We start from the raw sequence: 16,115 nt of genomic DNA on the forward strand, positions 1-16,115 counted from the left end.
AAAAGATGTCACAGTTGATGTCACAGGTTGATTTTTAACCATTGGAAACATAAACTATAAACGTAAGCTGAATAAGGGATAAACGGCTTGCGGGAATGATTATATATCTTTCATTATTTTTTGTATTCTTATGGTGCTTATTTTTTATGGGAAAGAAAATTGTGATTATATACTGAAAAGAGGCAGATTATGCTTCTTTTCTTTTTGATTTCTGAATTTTATGCCAGTTATTGAGAAGATAGAAAAACATGGTAAAATAAAACAGAGAGCAGGTGATAACATGGCTTCTTATATATGTAGTGATATTCACGGATGGAAAGAGCGATATGATCGTATGATGGAAGTGATTCAACCACAGGATACTTTATATGTATTAGGTGATGTCATTGACAGAGGAGAAGATGGCATCGCTATCTTGATGGACATCATGAAAAGAAACAATGTCATCATGTTGCTTGGAAATCACGAATATATGATGAAACAATATTATGATGCTAAAAGAGGTAATGTTTTCAATGGAATAGAGGCTTCAATCTATATAGAACGCTGGGAAAGAAATCATTGTGCTCCAACCAAAAAGGCCTTTGAACGATTAGACGAAGAACAACAAGAGGAAATACTTACGTTCATCGATCATTTGCCGGTGGTGATCAGTGATTTATGCGTACAAGATCATACATATTATTTGGTACATGGTGCTCCTGTGACTTCCATAAAGGAAGGTACATGGGATCGTACAAAGTTATTAAATGCAGGTTATCAAATGGAAGATTTTATATGGAATCGAGTGATGAAGGAAGAAACCTTTTTCCAAGATCGTATCGTTATAGTGGGACATACACCAACAATGTTCTATCAAAATGAATTACCCTATCAGATCTGGACCGGGAAGGCTGCTTTACAAGAAACGTTATTTATGGATATTGATTGTGGTTGTGCAGCACAAAACGCTTTTTCCAGATTGGCACTTGTTTCATTAGATACGCAAGAAGTAACATATTTTTAATAAGTAAGATATAAAACATGGCGAGGGGGTTACAACACAGTATGAGGTCAACAAAGATAAGATTGCGTTATATTATTTTGATATTATTTTTAGGATGTGCATTCTTTTTTATGTGCATGCTTTATATTTATCAGACAAATCACAATTTTGAGACTGAGCTGTATAATTATTTAAATGATATTTCCGTAAGAGATTCTGAAATCATGGAACTGAAGATCGATAATAATCTTCATGTAATGAAAGAAGCCAGTAAATCCTTATATCATAAATCATTGGATACCAAAGAGAGAGTGATCTCTCAATTGAAACAATTGGATCCTGGAATCGAATATAGTAGAATGTCTTATGCTGATGCAAATGGTCATAGTTATACCAAAAACGGAAAAGAAATGGATGTATCCAATACCTCCTTTTTTCAAAAAGCGATGAAAGGGGAAGCGACCATATCCAATGCGGAATTAAATGAAAATGTAAAAGAGAAAGAAACCGTTTATGCATTACCGATTTATGAGGATACGAAGGTTTGCGGAGTATTGTTGATTACTCAGAAAAAAGAATGCTTGGTAAATACGTTATCTATGGGAAATCAAGAGGAAACCATTTATACCGCAATTATTGATGAAAACGGAAACTTTGTGACAACTGGAGTAGATTGGAGTCAAGAGTTAGACGGTTTTGAAGATAAGGATCATTTTGAGATGATGCATCAAGAGAATCTTTATCGTTATGAAAGTAATACAGGACAGGCGTTTTTATTACATTTTCAACCATTTGCTTATAATGGTTGGCATACCGTCAGTATGATATCCGCAGATATCATTACAAATCGTACAAGGAATGCAAATATCCTGGCATTTGCCTTTTCTATCATTATCTTAAGTACGGTTTTATTTATCGTCTATCAGGTAATACATAATCATCGCATTTCCAAGAAGGAATTAGAGCGTATAGCGAGTTATGATGATGTCACAGAGAGTGATAATTATACCGCATTCTTAAGTGTAACCAAGCAATGGTTAAAACAGACGAGTCGAAAAGGCTGGTGTATCGTTCATTGTGACATCAAAGATTTTAATATCATCAACTCATTACTTGGCTATATTGAAGGAGATCACTTGTTGAAGAATGTTTTTGATATGATTCATCAAGATCTAAAGGAAGAAGAGCGTTGTGTAAGGGTAGAGGCCGATCGCTTCGTTATCTTATGGCAAATGGATGATATTGAACTTATCAAAAAAAGGATCGAATTCATCGATCATCAAATTTGTGAAAGCTTTATTACGAAAAGTTATCATGAAGAATTGTTGTTGTATTACGGTGTTTATGTAATCAAAGAATCCGATATCGCTTTTGTAAAATGTATCGATAAAGCGAAATATTGTAAAAAATATTGTAAACCTGATCAAAAGATTATGATCTATGAAGATTCCATGTATGAAAATCGTATGAAGGAACGAAAGATGGAAAATCGCATGTATCATGCATTGGGAAATGATGAATTTAAGGTATACTTACAGCCTAAGGTTGATACAAGAGCTGGGAATAAAATTGTATCAGCGGAAGCACTTATTCGTTGGCAAGATCCAACACTTGGAGAAATCTATCCTTCTGAATTCATCCCTTTATTTGAACGTAATGGCTTTTTGGAGCATTTAGATTTTTATACTTTTGATATCGTTTGTATGAGTCTAGCCAAATGGAATCGAGAAATAGATCCTAATCTGAGTGTATCTTTCAATATATCACGTTCCTATATTTTCAATGAACATTTTGTCAAACATTTGACAGATATCACAGATACCTATGGTGTCAATCGACATAATGTAGAGATTGAAATTGTAGAAAGTATGATTTTTGAGAAACCGGAAAAGCTTCTCGGGGTTATACAAGAATTGATAGCGCAAGGTTTTCAAATCGCTATGGATGATTTCGGTAGTGGATATTCATCTCTCAGTATGTTGAAACAAATTCCTTTTGATATCATTAAAATCGATCAAGGCTTTTTCAAAACAGAAGAGCACAATGAAGAAAAAGGCAAGGCCATTGTGGATATCATCATACGACTTGCGCAGATCCTTCATGTTGAAGTGGTCACTGAAGGGATAGAAACTAAGGAACAATTGGATTTTGTGAAAAAGGCAGGATGTCATGTGATACAAGGATATTATTTCTATAAACCAATGAAGTTAGAGGAATTTGATAAGCTCATTGAATTAGAAGATGGTTTTGATAAAACAAAATTAAGTAAACAAATCAAGGAAAGAGGATAACAAAAAAAGAGAATCATAAGATCCCCTTAGAAGCATTTTAAATGTTGTAAGGCATGATAAATACCATCTTGATCAGAGGTTGTCGTGATAAAGTCGGCAATCTCTTTTATTTCGTCAATGGCATTTCCCATCGCAATGCGATATCCTGCAGTTTGCATCATTTCCAAATCATTATAATTATCGCCAATACAAGCAACCTCATCTTTTTCTAAATGCAAATAGTTCATCAATTCCTGTAATCCGACACCTTTATGAATACCTTTCAATACCACATCATAGCCATCCTTAGAATAAGGAAGAAAAGTCAAAGATGGATGGTTTCCATAAGCTGATTCTACTGCTTTTGGATCTGCATGAACACTGGCACTTTGCGGTATATCATGTAAATGACGATCTTGAGTAGGACAATCGATAAACGGTTCAGTACCGATATCACTGTGCATTTGTCCTTCAAGCCAATCTATTTTTTCAGGATGTTGATAAATATACATATGATCCATAAACTTAAACACAAGACCGGCTTGTTGTTTATGACAAAAATCCAACAAATCGATAACATCTTCTTCTTTAAAGTCATGATGTGAAATGATTTCCTGTTGTTGATTGACGATAACACCACCTGAAACAGATAATATGTAATCCGGTTGAAGATCATTCAATGCTTTTCCTAATGCATAATGTGCTCGTCCGCTCGCAATTACAAAATAATATCCGTTATCCTTGGCTTTTTGAATGGCTTTAATGGCAGAGGCAGGAACCTCATGATGAACACAATCATAGAGCGTACCATCAACATCAAATACCAGCATTTTTATTTTATTCATGTAAACACCTTCCTTGTATCTTAGTATAGCCTAAAAAGAATAGATTTCCTAGAGATTACAAGAAAAATGATCTATATGATCAAGATGATTTAGGAAAGTGAAGAAAAAGCTTTTTTTCTTTATCCTGCATACGGTATAATGGAAACAGAAGAAGGTGGAAAGATGCAAAAACAAAAACAGGCGGCACTTGAGGCTATGCTCACATGGCTTGAGGATGATCAAGTGTTGAAACAACAACCCGAAGTCATTGAATGTGATAAAGAATTCGATTTACATAATCTACATTATTATGTGTTTCGTTTCAAGGAGCATGAACAAGATGAATGGTTATTAGGGGTATGTGGGGGATATGAAAAACATGATATGGAACATTGTGGGCATGTATTCTCTCGTTATCTTACCTATCATGAAGAAACAGCGATGGAAGATGCGATATCCATTGTGGAGTTTATTCGTGATTATTGGATGAAACAGGCAGAAGACGAAATCAAAAAGAATGATAATCTACAAGATGAAGAAATGGATAATAGCGGTAATTTTAATGGATTCATTTTAATGGATACACATGAATTTGATGTCATGAAGGTAGTAGCACAGCTGAAAAAAGACTGGGATATCACTGTTGATGTGTCAAGTGGAGAAGATGCAAGTGAAAATGCCATCGTATTTGAAGTGGATGATATGCTAGCTGCTGTTAGTTTTATGGATGCTCCGGTACCGGATGGTGAAGCTGAATATTTTGCGCAAAGCAATTACTTTTGGAAGGAAGCGTGCGATACGACCAAGCAACATGTATCACAAATCTTGTTAGCTGTGTTAGGACATGATAAATCAGCACAAGAAGCAGGTATTCTTTTTGTGAAGCTTGCTTCCAGTGCTATGCGTTGTGGACATGCTTTAGGTATTTATACCAGTGGCACCGTATTTCATCCGCAAATGTATATTGACAGCGCAGAAGTCATACGAGAAGGAGGTTTTCCTTTAACGAATCTGGTTTATTTTGGCTTCTATCAAGACAACGATAACATCAGTTGTTATACCTATGGAATGAAGGCCTTTCATAAAGAAGAGATGGAGATTTTAGGGGCAGAGATGAAAGTAACGGACTTATTGGATTTCATTTACGATATCGCTTATTATGTGATTACTTCAGATGTTGTTTTAAAAGATGGCGAAACCATTGGCTTTAGTGAGGAACAAAAACTATTGATCACATATTCCAAAGGTGTGGCTGTTGAAGGAAACAGTTTGAAGATCCATTTGTGAGGCAAAGGCAATGCATTTAGAAGAGCTGATCAATCAGCATTATACAGCGTTAAATGAGAATGATAAGGAAGTATGTCGTTTGTTGTTGACACATCGATCTCGATTGGCTTCCTACTCTTGTGAACAGGTCGCTACGTTTTGTCATATATCCAGAGCTACGCTACTTCGTTTATGTAGAAAGATATCATTAGTATCCTTTTCTGATTTAAAGTTATTGTTAAAGGAAGAAGCTCAACAGGATATGCCTTTGGAATTTGATTTATTTGATACTTATCATGCGTTGATCGATGAATTAAAGAAATTTTCTTATCGTTCTATTTGTGAGCGTTTGTATGCTTGTAAGACCATTTATATTTATGGAACAGGCAATGAGCAAAAAACTTTGGCAGAAGAATGCAAACGTATTTTACTGAGTGCGGGAAAATGTGTCATTGATTTGTTTGATATCGGAGAAGTCGCTTTTATGAAACCCACCTTTCAAGCTGAGGATATGTTTATCATGATTTCTTTATCCGGTGAAACAAAGGAAGGCATTCAAATTTTACAAATGCTTCAACAATGTGATATTTATACGATATCTATGACAAGACTTGCGAATAATACGATATCCTCTATGTGCAATGAGCATCTCTATGTTGCGACCAAGGTTGTAGAAACCATGGATTATGAGCTGGTATCAGCATTTTATGTATTATTGGATTTATTATTTATCAACTATTTAGATTATCAAAGGGAGGTGGAAGCGTGCGAATCGAAGAATTGATGAATCGTTACTACACCACCTTCAGCGAGAATGATCGCTATATTGCCTCTTGTATCCTTGCTCATAAGAATGAATGTGTGCATTGTTCAATTGAAGCCTTTGCGTCTAACTATCATATCTCTAAAAGTTCGTTATCTCGATTTTCGCAAAAGCTTAAGTTACCCGGGTATAGCGAGCTTCGTTCTATCGTAAGAATGCAACAGCAAAAAAAAGAAGCAACCTCTTCTTTTCTGGATGTTGCCATACATAATTATCATGCGATGATCGAAGATATGCGAAAACGTGATCTGACATCTTTATTTGAAAAAATGGATCATGCGAAACGTATCTTGATCTTTGCCAATGGTTATTCTCAAGCAAAGGTCGCAAGTGAAATGAAACGTATCTTTTTGCCTACACACAAAATTATTTATGATATGCATGGATCTGACATGGCAATCTCTTTTACAAATATGGTACAGGAACAAGATCTTGTGGTCTTTATTTCTTTGGATGGTGAATCCAAAGATGTGATCGATATCGCAAAACAATTGCGATTAAGGCAAATACCAATGGTATCCATCACACGCATGAAGATGAATACACTGACCGGATTATGTGAGGAAAATCTTTATATTCATGCTTTACAAGTACCGGCTGACTATGGTGTTGCTTATGAAATTACGACGCCATATTTCATATTGATCGAAATGTTATATCTACAATATCAGCGTCATTACCAAACCTGCACATATTCCCGGAATATGAAATAACGTTCAGTAAGCGTACATTGTTGTTAAAGGGCTTTCCTTCATTGTAAGCCCTTTTTTTGCGTGTTATCCTATAAGTGTCAAGAGGAGGGATACCTTGAAGAAAATGATCCTATTGGATATCGATGGTACATTAAGAGATGAACGCTATGGGATACCAAAATCCGCCATACATGCAATCAAAGCATGTGATAAAGCCGGACATATTGTTTGTCTTTGTACCGGAAGAAGCAGTTCTATGATTCAAAACGATGTACTTGCGCTACAGATTGAAAATGTCATCAGTGGTGGTGGAAGTCACATCAAACATCAAGACAAGGTGTTAAAAAATGAAAGCTTTCCTTCAGAACAAATACAACAACTCAAACAGCTTTTGTCAACGAGTGATTGTGGAGTTGCGATGGAAAGTACCACTCATATTTTCATGAATCAAAAAGCATGTGATATATTGAATGATAGAAATCAAAGAAAAATAAAGGGTTGTGATGAAAAACAGCTACAGGCTTATGTGCAAAATGAAAAGATACTATATCGAAATAATTTTCATCTTCATCAAAAAGACCCCATTCATAAGATTTGTTTATGGACCAGGGAAGAAGTTTTTCATCAAGTACAAGAAATCCTAAAAGATGATATGATGCTGGCACAAACAGCAAGTACAAAGAAAGAGCAATATTATGAAATCATCTTGAACGGTTGTGGAAAAGCAGATGCAATCAAGATGCTTTGCCAATATCTCGGCATAGAACAAAAGGATACCATCGCATTTGGAGATGGAATGAATGATGCGGATATGCTACGTTATTGTCATGTGGGAATTGCGATGAAACAAAGCGATGAACGCTTATTTGCTTATGCTGATGGAATCTGTGAGGATGTCATGGAAGATGGCATTTATCTGGAATTGAAAAGAAGAAACATCATAGAAAGGTAAAGGTTGAAATGATATGAAAAAACAATGGTGGCAAGAAGAGGTCGTATATCAAATTTATCCGAAAAGTTTTCAAGACAGCAACAATGATGGCATCGGTGACATCAATGGAATCCGATCCAGATTAGATTATTTATCCATGTTAGGTGTAACGATGTTATGGATCTGCCCGATCTTTCAATCACCTATGGATGACAATGGATACGATATATCTGACTATTTTGCGATTGCCCCTGAATTTGGGACCATGGATGATCTGAAACATTTGATTGAAGAGGCAAAACAAAAGGGTATCAAGATCATATTGGATCTGGTGATCAATCATACCAGCGATGAACATGCTTGGTTTCAAGAAGCATTGAAAGATCCAAACAGTAAATACCATGATTATTATATCTTTCATAAAGGAAATGAATTACCGAATAATTGGCGTTCTGTTTTTGGAACCAGCGTATGGGAAAAGGTAGAAGGAAGAGATGAATATTACTTTCATTCCTTTGGGAAAAAGCAACCTGATTTGAATTGGGAAAATCCAGAAGTAAGAAATGCTTTATATGAAATGGTACAACAATGGCTTGATTTCGGCATTGCAGGCTTTCGAGTAGATGCCATTACGTTTATCAAAAAAGATCTTAGCTTTGAAAGTAAAGAAGCAGATGGGGCAGATGGCTTAGTAAAATGTACGAAAACCTGTCGAAATCAACCCGGAATTGATGTATTTTTAAAGGAATTAAAAGAAAAAACCTTCGATCGTTATCACTGTGTGAGCGTTGCGGAAGCTCCGGGTGTTCAATATGATGAACTAGAGGATTTCATTGGTGAAAATGGTTATTTCTCTATGATCTTCGATTTCAAACATGCTGATCTAGATGTTGCCAGTGGTAGTGAATGGTTTAAAAGAGTTGATTGGCAGATAAAGGATCTAAAACAGCGATTGATGACATCACAGATGGCAATACAAAAGGTTGGTTGGGCAGCGAATTTTATTGAAAATCACGATCAACCAAGAGCAACCAGCAAATATTTGAAAGAATATGCACATCATAAAGATGCCATAACGATGATGGCAGCCATGTATTTCTTCTTACGAGGCACTCCCTTTATTTATCAAGGACAAGAATTGGGAATGGTCAATGCTGTACGAACAAACATCGAAGAGTTCAATGACATTTCAAGTATTGATCAATATCATCGAGCAATACAAGAAGGATTTACAAAGGAAGAAGCTATTCATTTCATCAACCTACGAAGTCGAGATCATTCACGTACCCCATTTCCTTGGACGAAGGATACCTATGGTGGATTCAGTCAACATACACCATGGTTGAACATGACACAAGGCTATGAAACGATCAATGCACAATCACAAATTCATGAACAATCAAGTGTATTCACCTTTTATCAAAAAATCATTGCTTTGCGTCAATATAGCCGTTATCGTGATTGCTTGATTTACGGGGATATTCAACCAATTGAAACACAAGATGATGTGATCGCATATCAAAGGTCAACTTCAAAAGAAACCATCTTATGCTATTTTAATTTTACCAATCAAAAACAAGACGTAGAAAAATACAAAGCATTTGATGAGTTGGTGTTAAATAATCTATCAAGTATGGAAATACAAGAGGATCGTATCACATTATTGCCATTTCAGGCATTGATGTTTACTGTAAAATGAGGAGGAAGTTCAAATGATCAATTATCAACAAATCGCAAAAGATATCAAAAATACCATAGGAGAACAAAATATCATATCCATCACACATTGTGCAACTCGATTACGTGTTATGGTCAAGGATCGTGAAGCAATCGATGATAAAGCTGTAGAGCATATTGATGAAGTAAAGGGTGTCTTTTTCACGAGTGGTCAATATCAGATCATCTTAGGAACAGGGATCGTCAATAAGGTCTATGCGGAAATGGAACAGCTGGGTATCAAAACTTTAGCGAAAAAAGATCAAGAGGAAGCAGTCAAGCAACAAGAGAAAGGCATCAAAAAAATCATGCGTATTCTTGCGGATATCTTTGTGCCGATCATACCTGTCATTGCGGCAACCGGATTATTTCTCGGATTAAAAGGATGTATTTTCAATGATCAAGTGCTTTCCTTGTTTGGCGCAAGCAGTGCGGATATTCCTGTGTATGTTCAAACGTTGGTGACGGTATTGACCGATACAGCATTTGCCTTTCTTCCAGCCATCATCACATGGTCAGCATTTAAAGTATTTGGCGGTACACCGGTCATTGGCTTGGTCATTGGTTTGATGTTGATCGCACCTGCATTACCCAATGCATACTCTGTCGCTGACCCTAAAAGTGGAGTAGATGCCATCATGGCATTTGGCTTTATCCCATTGGTAGGATGTCAAGGAAGCGTATTGACCGCAATTGTAACAGGTTGGTTTGGATCTAATTTAGAAAAGAAGTTAAGAAAGATCATGCCAAATGTATTAGATTTGATCTTTACCCCATTCTTTGTCATGTTGATTACCATGTTGGTAATCTTACTCGGTGTAGGTCCGATCATGCATTCTATCGAGCTGGGAATGGTGGATATCATTGAATACCTGATTCATCTACCTTTCGGTATCGGAGGCTTCTTGATTGGCTTTACCTATCCATTGGCAGTCATCACAGGACTTCATCATACTTATGTAATGATCGAAACATCTTTATTAGCAAATACCGGCTTTAATCCCTTGATAACACTATGTGCGATGTATGGCTTTGCGAATGTAGGAACCTGTCTTGCCTTTCTTGCGAAATCAAAAAATCATAAAATCAAACAGACAAGTGTCGGCGCCATGCTTTCTCAATTATTCGGTATTAGTGAACCGGTCTTATTCGGTATTCAATTACGATTTAATTTAAAGCCTTTATTCATCATGTTGTTAAGTTCAGGTACAGGAGCTGCGTTACTTTCTATTTTAAATATTCAATCCAATTCTTACGGTTTAGCCGTTTTACCTTCCTATTTAATGTATATTTATGATGGACATCAACTCCTATGGTATTTCTTGATATCTTTGATCAGTACAGCAATGTGTTTTATATTGACCTATCTATTCGCCATTCCTTCCGAAGCAATGAAGGAAGATCAACAAGAAACGCAAAAGATAAACGCAGATTTTATCGCACCGGCAAGTGGAACATTAACGAAACTACAAGAGGTAGAAGATGAAACCTTTGCGAAAAAACGATTAGGAGATGGCTTTGCGATCGATCTTAATGATGGTTTGATTATTTCACCTATGGATGGAGAAGTAATCACAGCGTTTCCTACTGGACATGCTTTTGGTATCAAAGGCAGAAATGGCTTAGAGGTATTGATACACATTGGCATTGATACAGTTGAATTAAATGGGGAAGGGTTTGATGTCATGGTGAAACAAGGACAACAAATAAAACAAGGAGATCCATTGGTGAAGGTAGATATAGAAAAACTTCATACTGCTGGTAAATCCAGCATGACCATGATCGTCTTCCCTAAGGAACAAAAAGTGGAACTTCATGAGTATGATACCGTTGTAACTTTAGGAGAATGTATGGCTTTGATGGTTGAATGAAACATCTGTGATACAGCTATGATACAAACTGGATACAAAGGGTCAAAAAATGTAAGAAATTAAGCATTATTTAAGGAATAAAATGTTCAAGAACTCCTTCTACATGCTATAATATGCAAGGATGAGGAGATTGAGAATATGCAACAGATAAAAAAGAAGAGAACATTGAGAATTGACAGAATATTGATCTTATTGATAGGTATTTTAATTCCGATTGCAGTGGTATTAGGTGTAGTAAAAATATTCACATCAAATCCATATGCGAAATATGATACTTATAATGAAGAAACCAAACTTGCCGGTGATATGAAACATGAAAGCAATGAGGAAGAGGATCAATATTATCTATCTGTATATTATCCCAAATATGACATTCCGGTCTTAGATCAAGCAGTAGCTGATTTTAAGAATAAAGAACTTATGACAGATATCAAGCATGAAGGAATGGCATTTATTACAGTTGATTATGATAGCGAAACCATGTATGATCGTTATACAACATTAACCTTCCATCAAAAGGTCGTGGATGAAAATGACAAGGTACTTGCGAAAAAAGATTACTCTTATAACTATGATAAAAAAACAGATAAGATGTTAGGTGTCAAAGATGTCATTCGAAGAGATTATCTGAATCTGTTGAAGAGCAAGGCAAATGATAAGATTGATAAAAAAGCTATTACAAGTGAGAATTTATCTAATTTTCAAATCGGTAAAAATGATATCACTTTTTACTTAAACAATGATGTTGATCAAAAAATCACGATAAATTATAAAGAAAATGCGAACTACATCGCTTTGGCAGATAAAAACATTCCTTCCTTATATCAAGGAGATGTTATAACACCTAGTGCTCAACCTAAGGTGGATAAAAATAAAAAGCTTGTGGCGATTACCTTTGATGATGGACCACATGCAAGTAATACTGAAGCCATCATGAAGGAATTCGAAAAGTATAACGGAAGAGCTACTTTCTTCATGCTGGGACAAAATGTCGGATATTATCCGGATGTGGTAAAAGATGTATATCAACGTGGTTTTGAATTGGCGAATCACTCTTGGGATCATGCGGATCTAAGAGAATTGAATAAACAAGGTATCATTGATGAAATCTATAACACACAGGACGCAATTTATGAATTGACAGGACATGAGCCTTCCTATTTCAGACCACCATATGGTGCATTAAATGATACGGTGTTAGAAGCAAATCAAATGGGCTACGCATTTTGGGATGTAGATTCCAACGATTGGAGATTCAAAGAAGCAGGTGCAATCAGTAAAAGTGTGGTTTCTCATACAAAAGCCGGTAATATGGTGATTTTGCTTCATGATATCCATGAGTTTTCTAAAGACAGCATTCCATCTATCCTTGCCCAATTAGACAAGGCGGGATATCAGTTTGTGACCTATTCTACATTGATGGAACATGAAAAAGAATATCTGTTGCAGTTAGATTATAATTACGGTGTACCAAACGATGTTGCAAATGGAAAATAAGCTTTGTGAACGATTCTGGAGAATCATTTGATTTTGGAATAACTAGAAAATATCATAACTAAAAGAGAATGGAAGAAAGATCAAGGTCTTTAGCAAAGGCTACGAGAAAATGGATGAAGAATCCAGATCGATTACAAGCACTGTTACAAAAAAAGCTTTGATGAAGAATTCAATCACTAAAATTAATTTAAGTCCTCATGATGAGGGCTTTTTTCTCATGGTATATAATCTCCTATTTGGGTTGATAATTAGGAAATAATATTAACTATTCCTCCTATTTGAATTGATATTCTCCTATTTGTTGCGTATAATAGGAGAATAAAAGGTGTGATAGGAGAATGAGAAATTTCAATTACTTAACGATCAAAGACATGAAATGGGAATTAGAGATCCTGAGCATGATCGCAAAGATCTATGAATATAAAGGAAAACAAGAGTTATACCTCAAACAGAAACCAATGATGTTAGAAAAATTGGTAGAGATATCAAAAATTCAGAGTACACAGGCATCCAATCAAATCGAAGGTATCATTACAACGGATACTAGAATTAAACAATTAGTAAATCATAAAACCACTCCTAGGAATCGTAATGAGGAAGAAATTGCGGGTTATAGGGATGTTCTGAACACTATTCATGAAAGTCATGAATACATTCCAATCAGAAGTAACTATATCCTGCAACTGCATAAGAATTTATATTCCTATACTCTTGAATCCTTTGGCGGTCATTTCAAAAATACACAAAATTATATTGCTGAGGTACTGAGTGACGGAACCAAAATCGTTCGGTTCCAGCCTTTGGCTCCTTACGAAACACCACAGGCAATTGAAGCTATCTGTAGCAGTTATAATGAAGCCATAGAAGCAGAGATCGAGCCTTTGCTGCTGATTCCGTTTTTTATTTCTGATTTTTTGTGTATTCACCCCTTTAACGACGGCAACGGCCGCATGTCCCGTCTTTTAACGGCTTTGTTGCTATATCGCAGCGGATTTGAAGTAGGCAAATATATCAGCATGGAAAACAAAATCGAAAAAACAAAGGTAGCTTATTACAATGCGCTTCAAGATATCGAACAAGGATGGCATGATGGGCAAAATGACTGCACTCCTTTTATTGTTTATTTCTTAGGTGTTTTATTATCCTGTTATCGGGACTTTGAAGATCGTCTTGATCTGATTGAAGAAAAGATGCCGGCGATCGAGATGGTACGAATGGCCATCAATGATCATTTGGGAAAATTCACGAAAAGCGAGCTTCTTGAAACTCTGCCTACACTGAAAAGAGCGACCGTGGAGAAGGCCTTAAAACAATTAGTTGAAGAGGGATTTATCGAACGTCACGGCGGTGGTAGATCGACCTTTTACAGCATCAAATAAAAATCGATTCGTCTTACCCTTTGCATAAAATCACGCTCGTGATAAAGAGTTCGGCCACTAACATACCATTTTGATTTCATTAGAAAAAATGCAACTTAGTAATGCTTAAACGCAAGACGGTCGATATGAGATTGTGTGACAATAGGAATCATCATATAATGCAGACAGAAAAGAGAGGGAATATCATGAAAAAAATACTAATTGTAAGACAAATTCCACCACTGACTATATAGGATATGCTTTATATGCCTTTGGTGGATTAAAAAGAAAAATGATTGAAGAGCTAATGTTATCAGAAAATAACGTATAGACGGCTTTTATAATGGAAGTAATATTCGGTTTGCCTAAACCAAGAAGATAAATCACCTTTGATAATGGAACATATGGAGTAAATTAAGTTTACATATTAAGGAAAGCGGTATACATAAAGCAATCATTATTACTGGTTTCTTAATGAGTCAGTTCTCTTTCATAAAATTCACATCATTGGTAATGTTATATTTGAATTTCTTATCAACTTTATTATTGTTCTATCAATTATTATTATTAGTAAGATTGTTGTTGTATATGATTTCAGAAAAGGATATGAATAAAATTTATTTTAATAAATATCCTTGAGAAAACCAATGAAGTCTTATCTTTGATTTTATTGTTTTTTTTTGTTATTTTCATCGTAAAGTGTTCTTCAATTACAACAAGGTATGATAAAATGAAGAAGAAAGGTATGAATTGAAGATGGAAATCAGAGCACTCAAACATAAGGATATAGATCAGGTCATGGAACTATGGCTAAGTGGGAATTTAGATGCACATAGCTTTATCCATGAAAGCTATTGGTTAGGCTATTATGAAGAAGTAAAAGAAATGATGCATCAGGGTGAATTATATGTTCAAGAACATCAAGGAAAGATCATTGGCTTTATCGGGCTTCAAGATGGATATATTGCAGGATTGTTTGTTCATAAGGATGATCGTTGTATGGGAATAGGGAAACAATTGCTGACGTATGCGAAACGATTGTATCCATATTTATGTTTACATGTATATAAACGCAATCAAAGTGCCCTTCGTTTTTATGAAAGAGAAGGATTTTTGATCACACAGGAACAAATCGAAGAAGAAAGTGGACAAATAGAATATGTCATGGAATGGAGGTGTAGATAAAATGGAACATAAAGACAAAACCGCTGTAGATAAATATGAAGAGCTTAAAGAATTGTTAGAACAGCATCGCTCCCTTGATAATGCCGAAAGCATGGCAGCGTATATGAAGCATCATTTCGTGTTTTATGGAATATCCACAGTAGAGCGTAGGAAATTGATTCGCCCTTTCTTGAAGGAAGAGAAGAAACAAGGGGGCATTGATTGGGAACTATTGGATGCTTGTTTTCAAGATGATCATAGAGAGATGCAATATATTGGGATCGATATACTGAATGCGATGCAAAAATGGTTACGATATGAAGATATTGCATTAATAGAACCATATCTTAGAACCAAACAATGGTGGGATTCGATCGATGCATTTGATACATTGATCGGAGATATCGGACTTAGTGATCAAAGAGTAGATGGATTGATGTTAACTTGGTCCAAGGATGATGATTTCTGGATGAACAGACTTGCCATTGACCATCAATTGACTAGGAAAGAAAAAACCAATACAAAGCTACTTAAGGCTATTCTATTGAATAATTTAGGTAGTAAGGAATTTTTTGTGAATAAGGCCATTGGTTGGAGCTTAAGAGAATATTCTAAGACCAATCCAACCTGGGTCTATGAGTTTATCGAACAATACAAAGCTGATATGCACCCTTTAAGTATTAGGGAAGCAAGTAAATATTTAGGCTAGAGGCCGAAA

The 16,115-nt window shown here is 35.6% G+C and carries 13 protein-coding genes; 12 read left to right on the forward strand and 1 reads right to left on the reverse strand.

What is annotated here, in order from left to right:
* Window positions 1–280 precede the first annotated feature (280 nt).
* Both UGRO018_RS00325 and UGRO018_RS00330 read left to right on the forward strand, forming a co-directional pair.
* Window positions 281–1,006: a metallophosphoesterase gene (locus UGRO018_RS00325; RefSeq protein WP_416324454.1), complete on the forward strand. Its 726-nt coding sequence runs from the start codon at window positions 281–283 to the stop codon at window positions 1,004–1,006.
* A 203-nt stretch (window positions 1,007–1,209) separates the two neighbouring features.
* On the forward strand, window positions 1,210–3,276 hold the full coding sequence (locus tag UGRO018_RS00330) for a bifunctional diguanylate cyclase/phosphodiesterase (RefSeq protein ID WP_416324455.1): 2,067 nt from the start codon (window positions 1,210–1,212) through the stop codon (window positions 3,274–3,276).
* 26 nt (window positions 3,277–3,302) lie between these two features.
* Here UGRO018_RS00330 and UGRO018_RS00335 read toward each other — a convergent pair whose 3' ends face one another.
* Window positions 3,303–4,100 carry a Cof-type HAD-IIB family hydrolase gene (locus UGRO018_RS00335; RefSeq protein WP_416324456.1) on the reverse strand — a complete coding sequence of 266 codons (798 nt, stop codon included), beginning with the start codon at window positions 4,098–4,100 and terminating at the stop codon, window positions 3,303–3,305.
* Between the two features lie 162 nt (window positions 4,101–4,262).
* Between UGRO018_RS00335 and UGRO018_RS00340 the strand changes: the two genes are divergently transcribed.
* From UGRO018_RS00340 to UGRO018_RS00385, 10 genes are all read left to right on the forward strand, one after another.
* Window positions 4,263–5,366 (forward strand): DUF4261 domain-containing protein, encoded by a 1,104-nt coding sequence (locus UGRO018_RS00340; protein WP_416324457.1) that lies wholly within the window; start codon window positions 4,263–4,265, stop codon window positions 5,364–5,366.
* Between the two features lie 10 nt (window positions 5,367–5,376).
* Window positions 5,377–6,129 (forward strand): MurR/RpiR family transcriptional regulator, encoded by a 753-nt coding sequence (locus UGRO018_RS00345; RefSeq protein WP_416324458.1) that lies wholly within the window; start codon window positions 5,377–5,379, stop codon window positions 6,127–6,129.
* On the forward strand, window positions 6,111–6,881 hold the full coding sequence (locus UGRO018_RS00350) for a MurR/RpiR family transcriptional regulator (protein WP_416324459.1): 771 nt from the start codon (window positions 6,111–6,113) through the stop codon (window positions 6,879–6,881). The genes UGRO018_RS00345 and UGRO018_RS00350 overlap by 19 nt, the downstream gene beginning before the upstream one ends.
* Window positions 6,882–6,984: 103 nt before the next feature.
* A complete protein-coding gene (locus tag UGRO018_RS00355) occupies window positions 6,985–7,812 on the forward strand; it encodes a Cof-type HAD-IIB family hydrolase (RefSeq protein ID WP_416324537.1) in 828 nt (275 codons plus the stop codon).
* A gap of 13 nt (window positions 7,813–7,825) precedes the next feature.
* Window positions 7,826–9,490, forward strand: a complete 1,665-nt coding sequence (locus UGRO018_RS00360) for a glycoside hydrolase family 13 protein (RefSeq protein ID WP_416324460.1) — start codon at window positions 7,826–7,828, stop codon at window positions 9,488–9,490.
* Window positions 9,491–9,503: 13 nt separating this feature from the next.
* Window positions 9,504–11,378, forward strand: coding sequence for a PTS beta-glucoside transporter subunit IIBCA (locus UGRO018_RS00365; RefSeq protein ID WP_416324461.1), 1,875 nt, complete (start codon window positions 9,504–9,506; stop codon window positions 11,376–11,378).
* Between the two features lie 138 nt (window positions 11,379–11,516).
* Complete coding sequence (locus tag UGRO018_RS00370) at window positions 11,517–12,875, forward strand: polysaccharide deacetylase family protein (protein WP_416324462.1); 1,359 nt, start codon at window positions 11,517–11,519, stop codon at window positions 12,873–12,875.
* Window positions 12,876–13,213: 338 nt separating this feature from the next.
* Entirely contained in the window at window positions 13,214–14,254 is a 1,041-nt protein-coding gene (locus UGRO018_RS00375; protein WP_416324463.1) for a Fic family protein, read from the forward strand.
* A 735-nt stretch (window positions 14,255–14,989) separates the two neighbouring features.
* Complete coding sequence (locus tag UGRO018_RS00380) at window positions 14,990–15,418, forward strand: GNAT family N-acetyltransferase (protein ID WP_416324464.1); 429 nt, start codon at window positions 14,990–14,992, stop codon at window positions 15,416–15,418.
* 1 nt (window position 15,419) lies between these two features.
* Window positions 15,420–16,106, forward strand: coding sequence for a DNA alkylation repair protein (locus UGRO018_RS00385; RefSeq protein WP_416324465.1), 687 nt, complete (start codon window positions 15,420–15,422; stop codon window positions 16,104–16,106).
* Window positions 16,107–16,115 lie beyond the last annotated feature (9 nt).

It is taken from the genome of Hoskinsella mucinilytica (genome assembly GCF_045223415.1).
Lineage (GTDB): Bacteria > Bacillota_I > Bacilli_A > Erysipelotrichales > Erysipelotrichaceae > Hoskinsella > Hoskinsella mucinilytica.

Bases quoted from the DNA above. Each gene is read 5' to 3' on its own strand.
- UGRO018_RS00370 (WP_416324462.1), top strand. From the start codon at position 11,517: ATGCAACAGATAAAAAAGAAGAGAACATTGAGAATTGACAGAATATTG.
- UGRO018_RS00340 (WP_416324457.1), top strand. From the start codon at position 4,263: ATGCAAAAACAAAAACAGGCGGCACTTGAGGCTATGCTCACATGGCTT.
- UGRO018_RS00335 (WP_416324456.1), bottom strand. From the start codon at position 4,100: ATGAATAAAATAAAAATGCTGGTATTTGATGTTGATGGTACGCTCTAT.
- UGRO018_RS00355 (WP_416324537.1), top strand. From the start codon at position 6,985: ATGATCCTATTGGATATCGATGGTACATTAAGAGATGAACGCTATGGG.
- UGRO018_RS00385 (WP_416324465.1), top strand. From the start codon at position 15,420: ATGGAACATAAAGACAAAACCGCTGTAGATAAATATGAAGAGCTTAAA.
- UGRO018_RS00360 (WP_416324460.1), top strand. From the start codon at position 7,826: ATGAAAAAACAATGGTGGCAAGAAGAGGTCGTATATCAAATTTATCCG.
- UGRO018_RS00380 (WP_416324464.1), top strand. From the start codon at position 14,990: ATGGAAATCAGAGCACTCAAACATAAGGATATAGATCAGGTCATGGAA.
- UGRO018_RS00345 (WP_416324458.1), top strand. From the start codon at position 5,377: ATGCATTTAGAAGAGCTGATCAATCAGCATTATACAGCGTTAAATGAG.
- UGRO018_RS00325 (WP_416324454.1), top strand. From the start codon at position 281: ATGGCTTCTTATATATGTAGTGATATTCACGGATGGAAAGAGCGATAT.
- UGRO018_RS00375 (WP_416324463.1), top strand. From the start codon at position 13,214: ATGAGAAATTTCAATTACTTAACGATCAAAGACATGAAATGGGAATTA.
- UGRO018_RS00365 (WP_416324461.1), top strand. From the start codon at position 9,504: ATGATCAATTATCAACAAATCGCAAAAGATATCAAAAATACCATAGGA.
- UGRO018_RS00330 (WP_416324455.1), top strand. From the start codon at position 1,210: ATGGAACTGAAGATCGATAATAATCTTCATGTAATGAAAGAAGCCAGT.